This is a genomic window from Acinetobacter sp. KAM396 (assembly GCF_021602765.1).
In the GTDB taxonomy this organism is placed as follows: Bacteria; Pseudomonadota; Gammaproteobacteria; order Pseudomonadales; family Moraxellaceae; genus Acinetobacter; species Acinetobacter towneri_A.
In genome coordinates, this window is the sequence record NZ_BPPH01000001.1 from 93,268 (window position 1) to 113,272 (window position 20,005).

Below are 20,005 nucleotides of genomic sequence, written 5' to 3' on the forward strand. Positions count from 1 at the left end.
TCTATCAAGTCAAAGTGTTGTTATTCAATCGCGGAATAGCTTCTGTTTCAACAGTATTTATGAAATTATCCACCACAGCCTTGTCATTATGTAGTAAAAATTACGGCTTTGCTTGAATTTTCCGCTTAAACCTGTATACCTTTAAACTTCTAACTGCACTATTTCGTTTTGGATTTCTACAGTGACCCAAAGACTTGATCAAATCACCCCATCAATGACAACCAACACAACAACAGCAGTGCCAGACGCACAACAACCGCTTCTCAGCTCTGCCTTTGAACAAAGCGAAATACAAACCACCTTAGAAAATACGCGACTCACAGCAACACAACTCACCCATATTCCAAATTACGATAATATTCCCGCTTCAACCCGACGCATTAAACCGCTGAATAATTTTTTAGGACAAGATCGGGCACGCGCTTCGGTTGAAGCAGGTATTTCCCTGCCATATTCTGGCTACAATATTTTTGCAGTGGGTACGGCGGGATTGGGCAAACGTACCATGGTCAAGCGTTTGCTACAGCAACATGCTAAGAGCATGCCGACCCCAAATGACTGGGTTTATGTCAATAACTTCAAACACCCGCGCCAACCGATTGCCTTGCAATTGCCTGCAGGTCAAGCGCCTAAATTCCAAAGCTTGTTACATCAAACTTGGCAAACTATTTTAAAGCAACTTGAACGTCGTTTTACAGCAGAAACCTATCACAACCGCATTGAAATGATTCGTCAACAAGCGGGTGATGAACAGCAACAAGCTTTGATTGAGCTGACCAGTGAAGGTGAAGAACTCGATTTAAAACTGATTGCGCAGGAAGATGAACATTGTTTTGTACCCGTGCATCTGAAAAATGATAAAATGCAGGAAATGTCTAAGGAAGATATTAATGCTTTAGACAGCAAAACCCGTGCAGAAATTGCGTCCAATATTCGTTATATGAATAAAAAACTGGAGCGTTTGGGTTTGCATTTGGGCGATTTAGAAGATGATGCACGTGACAAAGTTCAAGACTTGAACCGTGATATTGCCAAACAAGTGGTGATGCCACGTATTGATATTATTGAAAATAAATACCCTAGCGTCGAAGGTTTGACTGAATATTTACAATATTATGCCGAAGACATCATAAATAATGTCGAATTTGTTTTAGAACAGGAAGAAGATGATTTTCGTCCTGGCACATTTAGTCGTATTCCTGCACGCTATCAAGCTAATATTATTGTGACGCACAAACCTAACAGCGGCGTACCTGTTATTTTTGAAGATTTTCCAACCCATTACAATTTATTGGGGCATGTGGAACAACTCACGCAAAATGGCACCATCACCACTGACTTTACCTTAATTCGTGCTGGCAGCTTACACAAAGCCAATGGCGGCTTTTTGATGCTCGAAGCAGAACAATTACTGGAACAGCCTTATGCTTGGCAAGGACTGAAACGCGCCTTAAAGTCAGGACAATTGAAACTTTCATCATTGGAGCACATGCTGACCTTAACAGGTAGCATTTCCATTGAACCGCAAGCCATTCCACTGAATATTAAAGTGATTTTACTGGCAGAACCTGAAATTTATTATGAAATTTTAGAGTTAGAACCCGAACTGGGCAGCGTTTTTAAAATCCGTGCCGATTTTACCGATACATTACAACGTAATGACGAAAACGAGCAAGCGTATATGCAACTGATTGCCGACTATGTGCAATCTGACAAATTATTGCCTTTTGACCGTTCTGCTTTGGCAGCATTACTTACTGACTCAAGCCGTCAAGCTGAAGATCAAAGCTCACTTTCCTTACATGCCCTCACCTTGGGTGATTTAATTCGTGAATCGCATCACCATGCAGCACAGGCAGGTGATAAAACTGTTTCCGAACAACATATCAATACTGCGCTCGATCATCGTAAATATCGCTTAGGCTATTTAAGAGAGCTGTACTGGCAAGATTTATCACGCGGTACGCAGTTAATCGAAACACGTGGGCATCGTTTAGGGCAAATTAACGCCTTGTCAGTGATTCACTATGCCGATGTCGAATTTGGCTTGCCTTCGCGCTTAACAGCTTCGGTCTACCAAGGCGGTGGCGATATTTTAGATATTGAACGCAGTGTAGAACTAGGCGGTTCTTTACATGCCAAAGGCGTATTGTTAATGGCCAGTTTCCTTAAAGCACATTTTGGCCGTGAACAAATTTTGCATTTTTCTGCTGCCCTCGCCTTTGAGCAAAGTTATGGTCAAGTTGATGGCGACAGCGCAACGGTGGCTGAGCTTTCGGCTTTGATTTCTGCAATCAGCCAGTTACCTATTGATCAATCTTGGGCCATTACAGGTTCAATGAATCAACTTGGTCAGGTACAGCCCATTGGTGGCGTGAACGCAAAAATTGAAGGGTTCTTTGATGCCTGTAAACTGCAAGGTTTAATGGGTAAGCAAGGTGTAATTATTCCACGTCAAAATATGCAGCACCTCATGTTGCGTAAAGATGTGATTGAAGCCGTAGAACAAGGTCAATTCCACATTCACGCCATTGATACCATTGACCAAGCCTTAGAAATTTTAATGGCACGTCCTGTTGGTAAACTCACTAAAAAAGGACGTTACAGCAAAGGTTCAATTTACGCTGCAGTGATGGAACAACTTGAATATTGGCAAGCCATTGAAGATGGTGCAGAAATTGAAGAAGAGCCGAAGAAAAAGAAAAAGTCCAAGAAAGAAAAGGACAAAAAAGACCCAGAGCAAAAGGACAAAGCGCAAAAAGCCAAGAAAAAACAGAAAACGGCTGAACCATCTAATGCAGCACTTTCGGATGAGGATACTGCCGAGTCAGCTGAAACGACTGAACTTACAACAGAAAGTTCTGTAACAGACTAAGCGTAGTCATTCGAGTCAGTTATTCAAGCTCATTCCAGATATAAAAAAAAGCGCCGAGGCGCTTTTTTTATATCAACTTTTTTGTATGGATGACTTGGGTTTGATTTGACCCAAGTCCAATACTTTTAAACTTCAGGTGCTGGGCTATATTGCTCAACCAAAGGTTTTAACTCACCTTTTTGGAACATATCCAACATAATATCGCTACCACCAATGAGTTCGCCATTAATCCACAATTGTGGGAACGTTGGCCAGTTCGCAATTTTTGGCAAAGTGGTACGAATATCTTGGTTTTCTAAGATATTCACATAGGCAAAAGGACGACCAATTTGACTGAGTGCTTCTACTGCGCGCGCAGAAAAACCGCATTGTGGAAATTGTGGTGTGCCTTTCATATAAAGAAGAACAGCATGTTTAGCAATTTGTTCACGAATTAACGCTTCGGTATCACGTACTTGTTCAGTCATTGGTAAATCCTCAACTCATCTGTGTGGCATTATACCCAAAACCGAGCAAAACAGTACGTCTAAAGCAATAAATCCAATTTTATTTACAATTAGGCTTTCCATCTGCAGTAGATTTTGCTTATATAAGTTTTTTCCTCCAACCTAACAGATAAGAGTTAGTCATGAATAACATTACCCTTGCTCCTGTGCAAACTGATCAACCATCACATTTGATGCCTGTATTTGGCCGTCAGCCGATCAGCTTTGTCCGCGGTCGAGGTTCTTATCTTTATACTGAAAATGGCACAGAATACTTAGATGCACTTACAGGCATTGCTGTATGTGGTTTAGGTCACGCACATCCTGCGATTACCGAAGCAATTGCCGATCAAGCGGCGACTTTAATTCACACCAGTAACTTGTTTGAAGTGCCATGGCAAACTGCTGCTGCACAAAAACTGGCTCAAGTTGCAGGCATGGAAGAAGTGTTCTTCTCAAACAGTGGTGCAGAATCTAACGAGGGTGCAATTAAAATTGCACGTAAGTTTGGTCACATGCAAGGCGTTGCCAATCCTAAAATTATTGTGGCCGATCATTCTTTCCATGGTCGTACCTTGGCAACCCTCTCTGCAACAGGCAATAAAAAAGTTCAGGAAGGTTTTGCACCGTTGGTTGAAGGTTTTATTCGTGTGCCTTTTGGTGATATCGAAGCCATTGAAGAAGCTGCGATTCAGCATCCTGATATTGTGGCTATTTTAGTCGAGCCGATTCAGGGCGAAGGCGGTGTGAATACTGCTCCACAAGGTTTTAGCTACCTAGAAGATATCCGTCGTATTTGTAATCAACACAACTGGCTGATGATGCTGGATGAAGTACAAACAGGAAATGGGCGTACAGGTAAATTCTTTGCTTATCAGCATACCAACATTGTGCCTGACGTACTGACCACCGCCAAAGGTTTGGGCAACGGTTTTCCCATTGGTGCGGTCATGACGCAAGGTCGCGGTGTAGGCGTTCTTACTGCAGGAAATCATGGTTCTACTTATAGCGGTACTGCGCTTGGTTCACGTGTCGTTTATACCGTGATTGACACCATCCAGAAAGAAAACCTAGTAGAAAATGCAGCAAAAATGGGTGGCTATATTGTGGAGCAATTGCGTCAGCAATTAGCAGACCAAAATGTAAGCGTGCGTGGTTTTGGCTTGATGATTGGTATTGAATTACCAAAACCATGTGCAGAATTGGTCGATATTGCCCGTGACGAATACAAAATGATTATTAACGTAACTGCAGGTTCTGTGGTGCGTTTATTGCCAACTTTAAACATTACACAGGCTCAGGCAGATCAACTGATTGAACGCCTTGTAGCAATGATTAAAAAATTCTTGGCTTAAATGAATTGCTAAAAAAGCCGCAATTCAAACTGCGGCTTTTTGTTAACTCATCGATCAAGCACATTATCAACGTTCAATTAATATGCCTCGATGGGCAGATAGCCAATGATAAAGTGCAGGAATCACATGGTTCGCGCCTAATTCTAGCGTGGTGGCAATGCTTAAATCACCCACCAAATCATCTCTAAATTCATTAATGCGTATTTTACCACGCTCAGCAGCAAGCATTTCTTGACAACTGGGGGAAAAAGCTTGCCCTACTTCAGTCAAATTCAGTTTTCTAGTAGAACGATGCAGAAGTCTGACTGTATATCTTGCTCTAGTGAACGGATTTGTTGAGTGACGGCACTAGTGGTGATCCCTAAATCACGTGATGCACCGCTAAACGAGTTTTTTTCAACAACACAAGCAAATAGACCCATTGCTAGTAGTTGATCTAATATCAATTCCCTCTAAAATTATAATCGTTGCCTTCATCTATCGATAAAAGCAACTTATTGTTTTATGCGGTGAAATTTAATTTATTGGTAAAACCTGAGTCGGATTAATTGGCTTGCCATCTAGACGTACCTGAAACTCCAACATGGTACGTGTTGCACCTGAAGAACCCATTTCGGCAATCTTTTGACCTGCAGTCACATTCTGACCACTGCTCACATTCATCTTACTGTTATGCGCATAAGCAGTAATGTAACCATCAACATGTTTAATTAAAACTAAATTACCATATTCTTTCAGACCATCGGCTGCATAAACCACTTGGCCATCGGCAGCTGCATAAATTGGATCACCGACATTGCCACCGTAACGAATACCTTTAACATTAGTTGCTAAATTAAAATGCTCAATGATCGCACCTTGCGATGGTTTCACCCAACGTAATGTGCTGCTACGCACAGGTGTACTTGGTGTCGTTGAGCTGCTGGTTGTGGTGGTAGTCGATGTTACCGGTGCAGGTGTTACAGGATTCGTTGGCAAAGTGACTGTTTGACGCTGAATTGGTGCGGCCTGCGTTACAGGGCGTGTGGTTGTGGTACGTGGTGCATTACCGCTTTTTAGGCGAATAGACTGCCCGACATAAATACGATAAGGCGGTGCAATATCGTTCATCTCTGCAATGCTGAGGTAGCTCAAACCATAACGCGCGGCAATACCACTTAAAGTATCACCCGAACGTACAGTATAAAAATTCGGCGCTGTGGCAAAACGTGCAGAATTATTTACTTGAGGTTTAGAGGCACAACCACTCAACACAATGGTAGCAACAATAGCACTGGATAAAACTAAGGTTTTCAACAATGCTGTTGGTGTGCTAAATAAACGATATTGAAACACCACGGGCATTCTTTCCTCTCTACAAATTCTAAATACTTTCTATTGCGCTTAGAGTAGCAAAAAAGTCCTTGAAATGAGGCTTACAAGCTACTTTTTCACAAAGTTATAACATTAGTTAGCCAATTGGGGGAAATTGACTGTGCAATGATTGCAAAACGTCATAATTAGTGGCGTCCATCTGAATTGGCGTCACGCTGACATAGCCATTCGCTACCGCAAAAAAATCGGACTCAATTTCTGTTAAGCCTTTTTTCGGTGCAGCCACTGCCTCGCCCGATAAACCAATCCAATACACTTGACGTCCACGCGGATCGACCTGACTGGTAATAGGTTTGGACTGGGTGCGTTGCCCTTGATACGTTACTTTTGTGCCCTGCAAAACAGGCACATCCGGAATATTGACATTATAAATATGACGAGGTGGTAAACTTGGCAAACCTTGAGCAATGAAGTCATGCACCCACTGCGCTGCCTGCATATAATCTTGTGGATGCTGATAAGCACGTACATTATGCCCTGCAAGTGATACTGCAATCGCAGGCTGTTTCATCAAACGTCCTTCAAAAGCCGCACCGACTGTGCCTGAGTACAGTACATCATCCCCTAGATTTGCACCGCTGTTAATGCCGCTGACCACCAAATCAAATTCGAAATCGAACAATCCATTCATCGACAAATAGACACAGTCTGCAGGTGTACCATTCACTGCCCAGACATCTTCAGCAATTTGCACAGGACGTAATGGTCGGTCTAAAGTCAGCGCACTCGAAAAACCACTGCGTTCACTTTCGGGTGCAACAATCACCACGCGACCCAAAGGTTTTAAGGCTTTCGCCAAAGCTTGGATACCAGGTGCAAACACGCCATCATCATTGGCTATCAAAATATTCACAGAAAAATCTCAGATAAAACAAATATAAAGGTTATATACTAAAATATAGCAACGTCGGTTCAATCTTAAACTTGTTTGTGCCTGATTCATGCCTAAGCACATTTAATAAGCACACGACAACAAAATGACTGATCAGCACATTTCATTGAAATATACAAAAGATTATATATATTTAGCGCTTAACATCCATCCAAAAATATATGTGATTCTCATGATTTTAGCTTTGTCATTTCGTCGTTTATTGGGTCTAGGTTTTGCTGGTGTATTAACGCAGTCTGTAATTGCAGAAGATTTGACTGCAGCAGAAGCCAATACGATTGTGAAAGAAGATGTTGCAGCGGCACAAGTCATGACTGAAATGTGCCCTGCACTGATTGGAAAAAATGCAAAATTAGATGCCAATATTCAAGCACTGATTCAAACTTATCTACAAGATTATTCAGAATCGAACATGACGCTTGCCAAACTACAAGCCGACGCAGAATATCAATCCGTTTTAGCTGAAGCGCGTGAAGCAGCAAAAGATACAGCCAAAGAAGAGCAAAAAGTAGTGTGTCAGGAAGCTTTAGAATTAGCACTTTAAATCACATGATTTAAATACTATTTTGAGCCTGTAAATAATTTTGCATACTCACCCTTTAAGGCAAACTTTCAAAGTTTGCCTTAAATTTTATGCTTAGTTTTTATATCTGGTATTTTTCCACTATTATTTTACGCTTTATATCAAGCCACTGATTTTCAAATTTCAGACTTTAATCTTCACTTTTTATACATGATTTGCGCTCAGATCACACAGCTTTAATACATTTTCACTCTTTCAATTCGCAAATAAATGATTCATCTTATAAGCACTTAAATGAATCGGTAGATTCAGTTCAAACAATATTTAAGGTACTTGATATGCAATTTTCTGGCTTAAAAAATTCACGTGCAGTTCATTTTTTTGGCGCAGTTGCGCTCAGTTTGGGTTTAAGTCAAGCCGCAATTGCGCAAGAAGAAAATATTGAAGTGACGCCATTACAACAAGTGACTCAGCAAGAATTAGCCGCTATTTATGTGTTATCTGAAGTTTGCCCTTCACTAGTCAAAGAACAAGATCAATTTCATCAGGGTTATACAAAACTTGCCCAAGAATATATGCCTAAAGAAAAAGACGCTGTTACTGCCTTAAGTAAACTCAGCAAACAAAAAAGCTTCCAGCCAATTTTAAAAGAAGCCCGTGCCGATGCCAAAGCTGCTGGAACAGCCAAAAACCAAGCAATTTGCCAAGAATTGACAGCATATAGCAGATAATACAATTTGGTTACAATACTTTTATCAATAAGCCGATTTCTCCCATAGAAGTCGGCTGAGCTTTGCCCTAAAATGCTAGCTCTTTTGTGCATACCTCAAGTATTGGAACCTCTTAGAATGACCCCAAAAAGCGCCCTTGCTGCATTATTACTATTACCAAGCTTTTCTTATGCAGCAACTGTCTTAGCTACACCACCAGAACTCAATAACAAATCATACGTTTTGATGGATTATGAGACGGGACAAATTTTAGCTTCAAAAAATGAAAACGAAAAACTCGCCCCTGCCTCAATGACCAAAATGATGACTAGTTTCATCATTGAACAAAAGTTATTAAAAGGCGAACTCACGGAAGATGAACAAGTCCGCATGAATGAGTCTGCATGGTGTCGTGGCAGCAGCACAGAATCATGTATGTATGTTCCTTTAAATGGCACAGCAACCGTACTTGAAATGCTACGCGGAATTATCGTGCAATCGGGCAACGATGCATCTAAAGCCATGGCAGAGCACATTGCAGGTAATGAAGGCACATTCGTTCACATGATGAATGAAGAAGCCAAACGTATTGGCATGAGCAATACCCAGTTTATGAACTCTACGGGTATGCCTGCTGAAGGTCACTTTTCTACCGCAAAAGATATGGCGACTTTAGCGCAGCACATCATCCATGACAGCTCAAAATACTACCCAATTTATTCTGAAAAAGAGTTTTCTTTTAATGGAATTAAACAAGGCAACCGTAATGCCCTGTTATATACCGACCCAAGCGTAGATGGTCTAAAAACAGGTCATACTAACGAAGCAGGTTTCTGCTTAACCACTTCAGCTAAACGTGGCCCAATGCGTTTAATTTCGGTAATTTTTGGTGCGCCGACCATGCAGGCTCGTGCAACTCAAACCCGTGAATTATTGGCTTGGGGTTATGCAAACTACGAAACTGTACGTGTACAGCCTGCCAACCAAGTCTTGGCCAAAGCCAAAGTATGGTACGGTAAAAGCAAAGAAGTACAAATTGGTTTACCAGAAAACTTTAACGTGACCATGCCAAAAGGCAAAGCCAACCAAATTAAAACCCAATTGGTGGTTCAACCTAAATTGACTGCTCCTTTGAAAAAAGGTCAAGTCATTGGTAAATATGTGGCAACTTTAGACGGTAAAGTGATTGCAGAAAAACCATTGGTTGCTTTGCAAGATATTGAACAAGCAGGCTTCTTTGCACGTATGTTAGACCATATCAAACAGTTCTTTAGTAATTTATTCTAAGATTTTCAGCTTAGACTAAAGCGAAGCACACATTGTCCGAATGTGTGCTTTTTTTTATTTTATACTGTGTCCCGTCCTGAATTTATAAGCTATAGATGTGTCAATCATGAAAAAAAATATTCGTGCCTATTTAGACCACACCCCAAAAGTTGACGCAAGTTGTTATGTAGATGAATTATCTATTGTGATAGGTGATGTGCATTTGGCTGCCAATGTATCGGTTTGGCCTTTTGCCGTGATTCGTGGCGATGTTAATCATATTCGGATTGGTCAAAACTCCAATGTGCAAGATCATGCCATGCTGCATGTCAGCCATAAAAAAGCCGACAAACCTGAAGGTTCTCCGCTAATTATTGGCGAAGATGTCACCGTTGGACATGGTGTAACGTTACACGGCTGTACCATTGGTAATCGAGTGTTATTGGGCATCAATACGATTGTTTTAGATGATGTCGTTATTGAAGATGATGTGATGATTGGCGCAGGGTCTTTAGTGCCACCGCGTAAGCGTTTAGAAAGTGGTTATTTGTACGTGGGTAGTCCTGTGCAAAAAGTTCGTCCTTTAACTGACAAGGAAAAAGAGTTTTTACCTTATTCTGCACGGCACTATGTGAAGGTTGCAGGGAATTATCAATAAAATGCCCCTCTACAAACACACTTTCTTGTGGGGGATTTTGCAGGTCTATGCATTGAACTGAAACATCAACCTAGATTTACAGTTTTAAAGAAATCCCCTTTCAACATAGCCACATCCCCCTAAATTTTGTAGAATATGCGTTTTATCCCATGGTGCTTTTCAATGACTGCTTGGACTGCTCACGTTACCGTCGCCACCGTTATCGAAAAAAACGGAAAATTCCTGTTTGTTGAAGAACATACAGAGGGTGTGATGCATAGCGTGTTTAATCAACCTGCAGGGCATGTTGAAGCGGGCGAAAGCTTAATTGAAGCCGCAGTACGTGAAACCATGGAAGAAACTGGGCATCAGGTTAAAATTAATGCCTTATTGGGTATTTATAGTTATACACCGCCCATGTTTCCTGACCGCACCTATTACCGTTTCTGCTTTTTAGCCGAATCGCTGCAACATGATGCGCAAGCTCAGCTCGATCCAGACATTATCGGTACTGTGTGGATGTCTGCAGATGAACTGGCTGAATCTGCACGTGCCCGTAGTCCACTGGTAATGAAAGCGGTTCAAGATGCGCTCAGTGGTCAGTCTTATCCTTTATCGCTCATTTACGAGCACCAAAATTCTCCCCTAATTTCAAGTTTGGATGCCTAATCCTATGCAACAACGTGTCATCGTCGGTATGTCAGGTGGTGTAGATTCATCTGTTTCTGCTGCACTTCTACTTCAACAAGGTTATCAGGTTGAAGGTCTTTTCATGAAAAACTGGGAAGAAGATGACGGCACTGAATATTGTACCGCAATGGAAGACCTTGCCGATGCGCAAGCGGTGTGCGACAAGCTCGGCATTAAGTTGCATACAGCCAACTTTGCGATGGAATATTGGGACCGAGTTTTTGAGCATTTTCTTGCCGAATATGCCGCAGGACGCACGCCAAACCCCGATATTTTATGTAATAAAGAAATTAAGTTCCGTGCCTTTTTAGATCACGCCATCAATTTGGGTGCAGATTTTATTGCTACAGGGCACTACGCACGCCGTGGTGAAACGCAATACAACTCCAAAGGCGAAGCCTACGCTCCACTGTTACGTGGTTTAGATAAAAATAAAGATCAAACCTATTTCTTACATGCAGTGCATGGTCGTGAAATTAACAAAACCCTGTTCCCTGTGGGTGAAATTGAAAAACCACAAGTCCGAAAAATTGCCGCAGAACTCGATTTAGTTACCGCCAAGAAAAAAGACTCGACAGGGATTTGTTTTATTGGCGAACGTCGTTTTAATGACTTTTTAAAACAATATTTGCCTGCTCAAGCTGGAAAAATTGTTTTAGACAATGGTAAGGAAGTTGGTGAACATCACGGCTTAATGTACTATACGCTCGGTCAGCGTGGTGGGATTGGCATTGGCGGCTTAAAAGGTGTGGCCGAAGGCGCATGGTTTGTCCTGCATAAAGATATTGAAAACAATCGATTAGTGATTGGTCAAGGTCACGAACATCCACTCATGCAAAGCACTATTTTATGGAGCGAAGCAATTGATTGGGTGGCAGGTGAACAAGAAATTCCAGCCTCGGGCTTCCGTTGTACTTGCCGCACCCGCTATCGCCAAGATGATCAAGATTGTGTAATTTTCAATGATGACAGCATGCCTGGCGGTGTACGTGTGGAATTTGATGAGCCACAACGTGCGGTCACTCCTGGTCAAAGTGTCGTATTCTACTCGGGCGAAGTGTGTTTAGGCGGCGGTGTCATTCACCATACCAACGCACCAAAACCAGATTTTATTTAAGGATTGTTCCGGATGACAGAGTTACCGTTTCAACAGTCTCCAACTCTGAATGTTCGCCAAAATCGTGCTTTGGCATTAGCGGGTGTGTTCCAAGCCACTCAGCTTACGCACATGACCGCACTAACAGGCAGACAAAGTATTGGCGATAGCGGTAACTTTTATTTTGAGCAATTGATTAAAGCCAGTTTAAACATTCGTCCAAGTCATAACAAAAGCTCACAAACACTGGATTTTTTTAATCATTTGGCTGATATTTCACTGGGTTTAAAAACACTGGAAAGCAGTATCAACCAACCCTTCAATACTGCGCCAAAATCACGTTTACCCAAGTTATCAAATGCCAAATTGCCCATGTCTTACGCTATGGCATTGCTGCAATTGGAAAAGAAAGTCTATAGCAACCCTAAATACGTTGAAATCATTGAACAATCGCAGCAAAAAATTTTAAAACAACTCTCATTTTTTGATAATAACTATTTGCATCCTAGTATTATTGCCAATTTAGCACAAACCTATGTAGACACAGCAGGACAAATTAACCCGCGCATTATGGTACGTGGCAATGCAGAAGCATTTAAGGATTCTGCACATACCAACCGAATTCGAGCTTCGCTTTTTACAGGCTTACAAATGGCACACCTTTGGCGTCAACTTGGTGGCAGTTCATGGGGCATGGTATTTAGCAAACGTAAATTATTACGTGATATTCAAGATCTGGCGCGTTTACAGTATCAGGTGGTTTAAACCATGCTGAACACGCTTTTGTTTTAGGTTTAATTCCAAAGTTTAAGGAATCGATATGAACGCTTTAACCGCACTTTCGCCATTAGATGGGCGCTATGCAAGCAAATGTGATGCTCTCCGCCCTTTCCTATCTGAGTTTGGTTTAATCCATGCTCGTGTGACTGTTGAGGTGCGTTGGTTACAAGCGCTTGCCAATCGTCCTGAAATTACCGAAGTGCCCGCTTTCAGTGCGGCAACCAATGCTGCATTAGATGCAATTGTTGCAGATTTCTCTGAAGATGATGCCAATCGCATTAAAGAAATTGAACGTACCACCAACCATGACGTAAAAGCCGTTGAATATTTCTTAAAAGAAAAGATTGCCAACATTGATGAATTGAAAAATGCAGGTGAATTTATACACTTTGCTTGTACTTCAGAAGATATTAACAACTTGTCACATGCGTTAATGCTTAAAAATGGTCGTGAAGTATTGGTTGCAGCGATGCAGCAAATCATTGATTCGATTGTTGCATTGGCAGAAAAACACGCAGATCAACCAATGTTGTCACGTACTCACGGTCAAACTGCAAGCCCAACAACTTTGGGTAAAGAAATGGCAAACGTGGCATATCGTCTTGCACGTCAAATCAAACAGTTCAAGCAAGTTGAGCTTTTGGGCAAAATCAATGGTGCAGTAGGTAACTACAACGCTCACCTTTCTGCATACCCAGAAATCAACTGGCCTGCACATTCTCAAGCATTTGTAGAATCTTTAGGTTTAAGCTTTAACCCATACACGACTCAAATTGAGCCACACGACTATATGGCAGAATTGTTTGATGCGCTACGTCGTTTCAACACCATTCTAATCGACTTCAACCGTGACGTTTGGGGCTACATCTCACTTGGTTTCTTCAAGCAAAAACTGAAAGAAGGTGAAGTTGGTTCTTCAACCATGCCGCACAAAGTAAACCCAATTGACTTTGAAAACTCTGAAGGTAACTTGGGTATCGCCAATGCAGTCTTGGCTCACTTAGGCGAAAAATTACCAATCTCTCGCTGGCAACGTGACTTAACTGACTCGACTGTATTGCGTAATATGGGTGTTGGTTTTGCACAAAGCTTGATCGCATTTGAAGCTTGCTCTAAAGGTATTGGCAAACTTGAATTGAACGCACAACGTATTCTTGAAGATTTAGACAATGCTCAAGAAGTATTGGCTGAACCAATTCAAACCGTTATGCGTCGCTATAACATCGAAAAACCATACGAAAAACTAAAAGCCCTGACTCGTGGTCAAGCCATGACACGTGACATGATGGTAGATTTCGTGAATGGTAACGAGTTAGAAGGCGTTCCTGCAGCAGACCGTGCACGTTTAGCGGAAATGACTCCTGCAACTTATATAGGTAATGCTGCTGAACAAGCTAAACAAGTTGCTGATCTTATTTCTAAAATCTAGTTTGTATAGCAATAACCCGAATACAAAAATGCGAAGCTTCGGCTTCGCATTTTTATTCCCTCTCCATTGAGGAGAAGTTTTAATTTATTCCTCAGGACAATACTTTGCAAAATCTGTCTGCATTTTTTCTAATTCAGCACCCGTTAAAATATCGCTAAAGTAGATGTAATAGCTGATATTTGGATATTGAATTTCGTGGAGATACATCATGCCACGCAGTGAAATAAATAATTCTTCAGGAAAAGCACCCAAGTTCAATTCGTCAAATTCATAATTAAAATAACAATTTTGCGTTGCAAGATATGCTTCAGCGACAGCCATATTTCTGCTCTAATCATAAAATATACTTTATTTTATCTGATTCGCTTCAATACTGGTCTGTATTTCGGTGGGTTCAATCCATTTCAGCAGCTTAGATTCTGATAAATGTGGGTATTTAAACCTGTCCAAGTATTCAAAGCAGACCTTGTGTCCTTTCGGCACTTTCTCTAAGTTCTGGCCAAACAACAAATGCCGATTGTATTTATCACCCTCAAATCGAATACTGACACGCTCAAATGCTTCACGACGACGAACCTTATGTAACTGATAAAACTGCACTACGCCACAGTGCTGAGATGCAATCACAGGTGAATCATTTGGCTTTAAAACACCATACAATAGAAAAATGCAGACACTGGGTAGAAAGCTCAGCCAAAATAAAACTTTCTTTGAATCATGGTTAATGAGTTTGTTTTCAGCATAGAGCATTGCGAACATCGGAATAAACACGATGCTTAAGAATCCCAGTAACAAAATAAACGTAAGCATATGCGTCCAGGCTAAATCAAACTACTAGCCTTATATCATAATGATTTGATTTGAAGAAATAAAAAAGCCCACAGAAGTGAGCTTTCCCTATCATTTGTAGAGGAATAAATTAAAGTTTCGGATCACGCATTTGGACTAAGCTTGAATTTGCTTTACTTAAACTTTCTATGACTTTATTCATTACAGTTGGAATCAGACTATCTGCCATTTGTGCAGCTTGTAAACCCAGCTTTTCACCCAAAGTTGGCTTTTTACGAGTTTGAATCACATAGATATCATGCTGTGGCAACAAACTCAGCAAATATTCATCTGAGGTTTCCAACTTGTCTATCAAGTTTAGCTCCAACGCATCCTGACCATACCAATGCTCACCTGTTGCCACTTTTTCAACATTCAGTTGTGGACGGTATTTTTCAACAAAGTGTTTAAATAGCACGTGAGTTTGTTGCAATTCTTCTTCAAACTTAGCCTTGCCTGCTTCGGTATTTTCACCGAACATGGTTACAGTGCGTTTATATTCACCTGCAGTGTACATCTCAAAATCTATATTTTTTTCTTTGAGCAAACGATTAAAGTTTGGCACTTGTGCCACTACGCCAATAGAACCCAAAATCGCAAATGGCGCTGACACAATTTCTGAACCAATGCATGCCATCATATAGCCACCACTTGCCGCAACTTTATCGACACAAATGGTTAAATGAAATCCTGCATCACGTAAACGTACCAATTGCGCAGCAGCAAGTCCATAGCCATGTACCATGCCACCAGGGCTTTCTAGGCGCACCACCACACGGTCACGACCTGCTTTTGCTGTTGCCAAAACCAAAGTGATTTCTTCACGTAATTGCTCTACTGCTGATGCGGCTGTATCGCCTTTAAAGTCAAGTACATAAATTTTTTGATTGTTCTTTTTACGGGCTCGTGCTTCACGTGCCATTTGTTGGCTAAGTTGCAACAACTCAAGTTTAGATGCCGTAGTTTGCGCAATTTTTTTTCGTTGTTCGTTAATTCGCGCATTTAAATGGCTAATACGAATTTCGGCAGGTAATTTAGGTAAATGAAATAACATAGATCCGCAATTCTCAATTTTATTTGTGCTTAGCTTAAGATGAGGGCTGAACTTAAAAATTCAATATCACCTTGTTGATTTGCTTAATTTAATCGATTTTAAATCTCATTACCGTTTAATTTGTGCAAAAGCAAAATCATGCTAGGTACTAAACATTCGTCATAAAAAAACCGCAAATCGGTTTGATTTGCGGTCCTTTTATACAGATTTTGAAAATTAACCAAAACGACCTGTAATATACGCTTCTGTTAATTGATGGTCTGGCTGAGTAAATACTTTTTCAGTTGCATTCACTTCAATCAAATCACCCAAATGGAAGTATGCAGTACGGTCAGATACACGTGCTGCCTGTTGCATAGAGTGCGTTACAATTGCAATTGTATATTGAGTAGAAAGTTCAGAAATTAATTCTTCTACTTTTGCCGTTGCAATTGGGTCAAGTGCCGAACATGGTTCATCCATTAAAATTACTTCTGGACTTACCGCAATGGTACGTGCGATACAAAGACGTTGTTGCTGACCACCCGACAAACCAGTACCTGGTTGATTCAAACGGTCTTTCACTTCATCCCACAAACCAGCTTTACGCAAACTGTTTTCTACAATTTCTTCCAAATCGTATTTATCGCGCGCTAAACCATGCAGTTTAGGGCCATAGGCTACGTTTTCAAAAATTGATTTTGGAAATGGGTTTGGCTTTTGGAACACCATACCAACTTGCGCACGTAATAATACGACGTCAAGGTTAGGATCATAAATGTCTTGGTTATCCAACATCACTTTACCCGTTACACGACAGCTATCAATGGTGTCGTTCATACGGTTTAAAGTACGCAAGAAAGTAGATTTACCGCAACCAGATGGACCAATAAATGCAATCACTTCATTTTCATAGATATTTAAATCAATACCTTTGATTGCTTCAGATTCACCATAGTACACATGCACATCATTGGTACTTAATTTCACATTTGAAGACTTAGCTTCTTTTTTGCTAGACGCTTGTGTATCAAACTGTGAAACAAACGAAGTTGATGATTGCTTCTGTTCTACATCTGGAGATGTAAATTGGCTTTGCTGTGGATTCACTTGTTTATCCTGTTCTAAGGAATTTGGTTTTTCTGTGCTTGCTACAGTATTCATATTCTGCCCTCAATTACCAGCGTACTTCAAACTTCTTACGTAACCAGATTGCAAGGCTGTTCAAGCCAATCATTAACGCAAGCAATACGATAATGGCTGCAGCGGTACGTCCTTCAAAGAAGTTACGCAATTCATTACCCTGCCATAAGAAAATTTGCACAGGTAACGCAGTAGATTGATCAAGTGGAGTTGCTGGTACACTGGCAACGAAAGCACTCATACCAATTAATAACAATGGTGCGGTTTCACCCAAAGCTTGTGCCACACCAATAATTGCACCCGTTAAAATACCTGGTAATGCAAGTGGGAGTACATGGTGAAATACAGTTTGTAAACGAGAAGCACCCAAACCTAAAGCAGCTTGACGAATCGACGGAGGCACTGCTTTTAATGATGCACGCGTGGTAATAATCACGGTTGGTAAGGTCATTAGACTGAGTACCAAACCACCGACCAATGGTGCAGACAATGGTAAATGCATCCAACCAATAAAGATCGCAGCACCTAACAAACCGAATACAATAGAAGGTACAGCAGCTAAGTTGTTAATGTTCACTTCAATAATATCAGTAATCGCATTTTTTGGCGCAAATTCTTCTAAGTAAATTGCCGATGCAACACCAATTGGAATCGAAATAAAGATCACAATGAGCATCATGAATAATGAACCCATGAATGCACCCGCCAAACCAGATGTTGCAGGAGAACTACGTGAGTCTGGGCTAACAAAAATGTTGGTATTGAATGTACTTTCAATAATGCCTTGTGACTCTAACTTGTCTGCCAATTGACGTACTTCAGGGCTTAACTGTTGCTGCTCATCTGGCAGGCTACGGTCAATATTACCTTCTAACCATACATCTACGTTAGCATCTGTAAGTACTTTAACATCTTTAGTTTGACCAATCAGTGATGGATCAGCCAACACCATGTCACGTACACGGTACGCTTCAGAACTGGTATATAAATAGCCAAGATCATCACGCTGTGCTTCTAGCGCTTTATCTTTAGCAATAATGCCGTTCACAATGAGGGCATCCCAATCGACCATACCCATTTCAGTTTGCCACGCAATCATACGTTCTTCGTATTGAGCTGGTGACTCACCTGCAATTGCTTTCGGTTTTGGACCTGCATTCACAACTGCTGGATCGAAATAAATTGGAAGGCTCATGCTGCTTTGCCAAAATGCTGGCAAGCCTTTGGCCAAAATACTGCCAAAAAGCAACACGACAAAGAATAAACCTGCGATAACTGCCGACAGCCCCATAATACGGAAAGTTTTTTCCTTACGATGACGCTTACCCAATGAACTGGCGATGGTTTTTTTACGTTGTTCACGTAATTCGGCAGCAGCTTGTGGATCTAACTGATCCAAAGACGATGTATTTGAAGTACTCATTAGTCGTATTGCTCACGATATTTACGCACGATGTATAGTGCAACAATGTTCAAACCTAAGGTAATCACGAACAGGGTCAAGCCAAGTGCGAAAGCAACCAATGCTTGCGGACTTGCGAAATCTGTATCACCTGTTAATTGGTTGACAATCGTAATCGTAACCGTAGATACCGCCTCTAATGGGTTTGCGTGTAGTAAAGGACTATTACCTGCAGCTAACACCACAATCATGGTTTCACCAATCGCACGTGACGCAGCAAGTAAGAACGCACCAATCACCCCTGGTAATGCAGCTGGCATAACCACACGGCGAATGGTTTCAGATTTGGTTGCACCCAAGCCTAAAGAACCATCACGTAGCGCACGCGGCACTTGCGTAATAATGTCATCAGACAATGAAGATACAAATGGAATGATCATAATACCCATGACCAGACCTGCAGTTAATGCACTAGTGGCATTAATATCGAGTCCAATTAAGGCACCTGCAGTTTTTAAGAACGGACCAATGATCATCATGGCAAATACACCATATACAATCGTTGGAATACCCGCTAAAACTTCAATGGTTGGTTTTGCCCAAGCACGGAATTTCGGAGATGCATATTCTGCTAGATAAATTGCAATCATTAAGCCAATTGGTACTGCAACAAGTAAGGCAATACCACTGACCATTAAGGTACCCCACAGCAATGGCAATAAACCATAACTGCCGTCTGCACTACCCGATGTACTAAAACCTGGGTTCCAAACAGTACCAAAGAAGAAATCCAGTGGGCTAACGAAACTAAAGAATCGCATTGCTTCACTGAACATAGACATCACAATACCGACTGTAGTCAGAATCGCGACACCAGAACATAATGCCAAAGAAATGTTGATGATTTTTTCAACTTGGTTACGTGCGCGGAATTGTTGTGAAACACGTTTCTTTGCCCACACCAGACCAAATAAAGCCGCACAAATAACAACCGCAAGTTTAGCGTATGAACCAATCGTTGCTACTTTAGACAATTGCTCTGCTGCTGCAATTTCATAAGCAGCTGGTGTATCACTTACACCAAAACCAGAAGCAATCGCTTGTACGCGATCAACCAAAACACTGGTACTTGCAGGGTCTAGGCTTGCAGCAATGTGCGCTGGCACATTATTTATTACCACTTGCTCTAGAATACTTGGCTCTACCAAGTTCCAAACAATCAAAATTAAAAAAGCAGGGATACCACACCATAATGCTACCAACGCACCATAATATCCTGGGCGTGAATGTAACATTGCAGAGTTATTTCCCTTACCTGCTAGGTTACGGCTCTTGCTTAACCCGATTTGATAGGCTATGGCGATAATGGCCAATAACACACCTATGAGTAGCAGATTCATGTATTCTCCACTGTTTTTTCAATTTCGTTTTTGAAAAAACATTTCTTAGCAAAAAGCCGATGGCTGGTCATCCCTGCCATCAGCTGT

The 20,005-nt window shown here is 41.3% G+C and carries 19 protein-coding genes and 1 pseudogene; 10 read left to right on the forward strand and 10 right to left on the reverse strand.

Features of this window, described 5'->3' with window-relative positions:
• Window positions 1–181: 181 nt before the first annotated feature.
• Entirely contained in the window at window positions 182–2,875 is a 2,694-nt protein-coding gene (locus L6C30_RS00530) for a Lon protease family protein (protein WP_374706581.1), read from the forward strand.
• Between the two features lie 125 nt (window positions 2,876–3,000).
• On the opposite strand, the gene grxD is transcribed toward L6C30_RS00530, so the two are convergent.
• Window positions 3,001–3,342, reverse strand: a complete 342-nt coding sequence (grxD, locus tag L6C30_RS00535) for a Grx4 family monothiol glutaredoxin (RefSeq protein WP_236162235.1) — start codon at window positions 3,340–3,342, stop codon at window positions 3,001–3,003.
• A gap of 161 nt (window positions 3,343–3,503) precedes the next feature.
• Between grxD and L6C30_RS00540 the strand changes: the two genes are divergently transcribed.
• Entirely contained in the window at window positions 3,504–4,715 is a 1,212-nt protein-coding gene (locus L6C30_RS00540) for an aspartate aminotransferase family protein (RefSeq protein WP_236162234.1), read from the forward strand.
• Between the two features lie 75 nt (window positions 4,716–4,790).
• Here the strand turns inward: L6C30_RS00540 and L6C30_RS14945 are convergent.
• From L6C30_RS14945 to surE, 3 genes and pseudogenes are all read right to left on the reverse strand, one after another.
• Window positions 4,791–5,158: pseudogene (locus tag L6C30_RS14945) on the reverse strand (LysR family transcriptional regulator); the annotation flags it as partial.
• 73 nt (window positions 5,159–5,231) lie between these two features.
• Window positions 5,232–6,059 carry a peptidoglycan DD-metalloendopeptidase family protein gene (locus L6C30_RS00550; protein WP_236162233.1) on the reverse strand — a complete coding sequence of 276 codons (828 nt, stop codon included), beginning with the start codon at window positions 6,057–6,059 and terminating at the stop codon, window positions 5,232–5,234.
• A 106-nt stretch (window positions 6,060–6,165) separates the two neighbouring features.
• Entirely contained in the window at window positions 6,166–6,942 is a 777-nt protein-coding gene (gene surE / locus L6C30_RS00555; RefSeq protein WP_236162232.1) for a 5'/3'-nucleotidase SurE, read from the reverse strand.
• Between the two features lie 211 nt (window positions 6,943–7,153).
• On the opposite strand from surE, the gene L6C30_RS00560 reads away from it, so the two are divergent.
• The 8 genes from L6C30_RS00560 to purB all read left to right on the forward strand — a co-directional run bounded on the left by L6C30_RS00560 (window position 7,154) and on the right by purB (window position 14,112).
• Window positions 7,154–7,525: an MCR_0457 family protein gene (locus tag L6C30_RS00560; RefSeq protein ID WP_236162231.1), complete on the forward strand. Its 372-nt coding sequence runs from the start codon at window positions 7,154–7,156 to the stop codon at window positions 7,523–7,525.
• A gap of 317 nt (window positions 7,526–7,842) precedes the next feature.
• A complete protein-coding gene (locus L6C30_RS00565; protein ID WP_004971644.1) occupies window positions 7,843–8,235 on the forward strand; it encodes an MCR_0457 family protein in 393 nt (130 codons plus the stop codon).
• Between the two features lie 117 nt (window positions 8,236–8,352).
• Entirely contained in the window at window positions 8,353–9,501 is a 1,149-nt protein-coding gene (gene dacC, locus L6C30_RS00570) for a D-alanyl-D-alanine carboxypeptidase PBP5/6 (protein ID WP_236162230.1), read from the forward strand.
• Between the two features lie 106 nt (window positions 9,502–9,607).
• Window positions 9,608–10,138 carry a gamma carbonic anhydrase family protein gene (locus tag L6C30_RS00575; protein WP_194558785.1) on the forward strand — a complete coding sequence of 177 codons (531 nt, stop codon included), beginning with the start codon at window positions 9,608–9,610 and terminating at the stop codon, window positions 10,136–10,138.
• Window positions 10,139–10,300: 162 nt separating this feature from the next.
• Window positions 10,301–10,786: an NUDIX hydrolase gene (locus tag L6C30_RS00580; protein WP_236162229.1), complete on the forward strand. Its 486-nt coding sequence runs from the start codon at window positions 10,301–10,303 to the stop codon at window positions 10,784–10,786.
• Between the two features lie 4 nt (window positions 10,787–10,790).
• Window positions 10,791–11,924 (forward strand): tRNA 2-thiouridine(34) synthase MnmA, encoded by a 1,134-nt coding sequence (mnmA, locus tag L6C30_RS00585; RefSeq protein ID WP_236162228.1) that lies wholly within the window; start codon window positions 10,791–10,793, stop codon window positions 11,922–11,924.
• Window positions 11,925–11,936: 12 nt separating this feature from the next.
• Entirely contained in the window at window positions 11,937–12,668 is a 732-nt protein-coding gene (gene hflD / locus L6C30_RS00590) for a high frequency lysogenization protein HflD (protein WP_236162227.1), read from the forward strand.
• 55 nt (window positions 12,669–12,723) lie between these two features.
• Complete coding sequence (purB, locus tag L6C30_RS00595; RefSeq protein ID WP_236162226.1) at window positions 12,724–14,112, forward strand: adenylosuccinate lyase; 1,389 nt, start codon at window positions 12,724–12,726, stop codon at window positions 14,110–14,112.
• Between the two features lie 84 nt (window positions 14,113–14,196).
• Here purB and L6C30_RS00600 read toward each other — a convergent pair whose 3' ends face one another.
• The 6 genes from L6C30_RS00600 to pstC all read right to left on the reverse strand — a co-directional run bounded on the left by L6C30_RS00600 (window position 14,197) and on the right by pstC (window position 19,918).
• Complete coding sequence (locus L6C30_RS00600; protein WP_236162225.1) at window positions 14,197–14,433, reverse strand: hypothetical protein; 237 nt, start codon at window positions 14,431–14,433, stop codon at window positions 14,197–14,199.
• Window positions 14,434–14,460: 27 nt separating this feature from the next.
• Window positions 14,461–14,922, reverse strand: coding sequence for a hypothetical protein (locus L6C30_RS00605; protein WP_236162224.1), 462 nt, complete (start codon window positions 14,920–14,922; stop codon window positions 14,461–14,463).
• 109 nt (window positions 14,923–15,031) lie between these two features.
• The gene (sohB, locus tag L6C30_RS00610; RefSeq protein ID WP_230244215.1) at window positions 15,032–15,994 is read right to left on the reverse strand and encodes a protease SohB; all 963 of its coding nucleotides are present in this window, start codon (window positions 15,992–15,994) and stop codon (window positions 15,032–15,034) included.
• Between the two features lie 216 nt (window positions 15,995–16,210).
• Window positions 16,211–17,137 (reverse strand): phosphate ABC transporter ATP-binding protein PstB, encoded by a 927-nt coding sequence (gene pstB / locus L6C30_RS00615; protein WP_096901086.1) that lies wholly within the window; start codon window positions 17,135–17,137, stop codon window positions 16,211–16,213.
• Between the two features lie 13 nt (window positions 17,138–17,150).
• Window positions 17,151–18,539, reverse strand: a complete 1,389-nt coding sequence (gene pstA / locus L6C30_RS00620) for a phosphate ABC transporter permease PstA (protein WP_236162223.1) — start codon at window positions 18,537–18,539, stop codon at window positions 17,151–17,153.
• Window positions 18,539–19,918, reverse strand: coding sequence for a phosphate ABC transporter permease subunit PstC (pstC, locus tag L6C30_RS00625; protein ID WP_236162222.1), 1,380 nt, complete (start codon window positions 19,916–19,918; stop codon window positions 18,539–18,541). Before pstC ends, pstA begins: the two co-directional genes overlap by 1 nt.
• Between the last annotated feature and the right edge of the window lie 87 nt (window positions 19,919–20,005).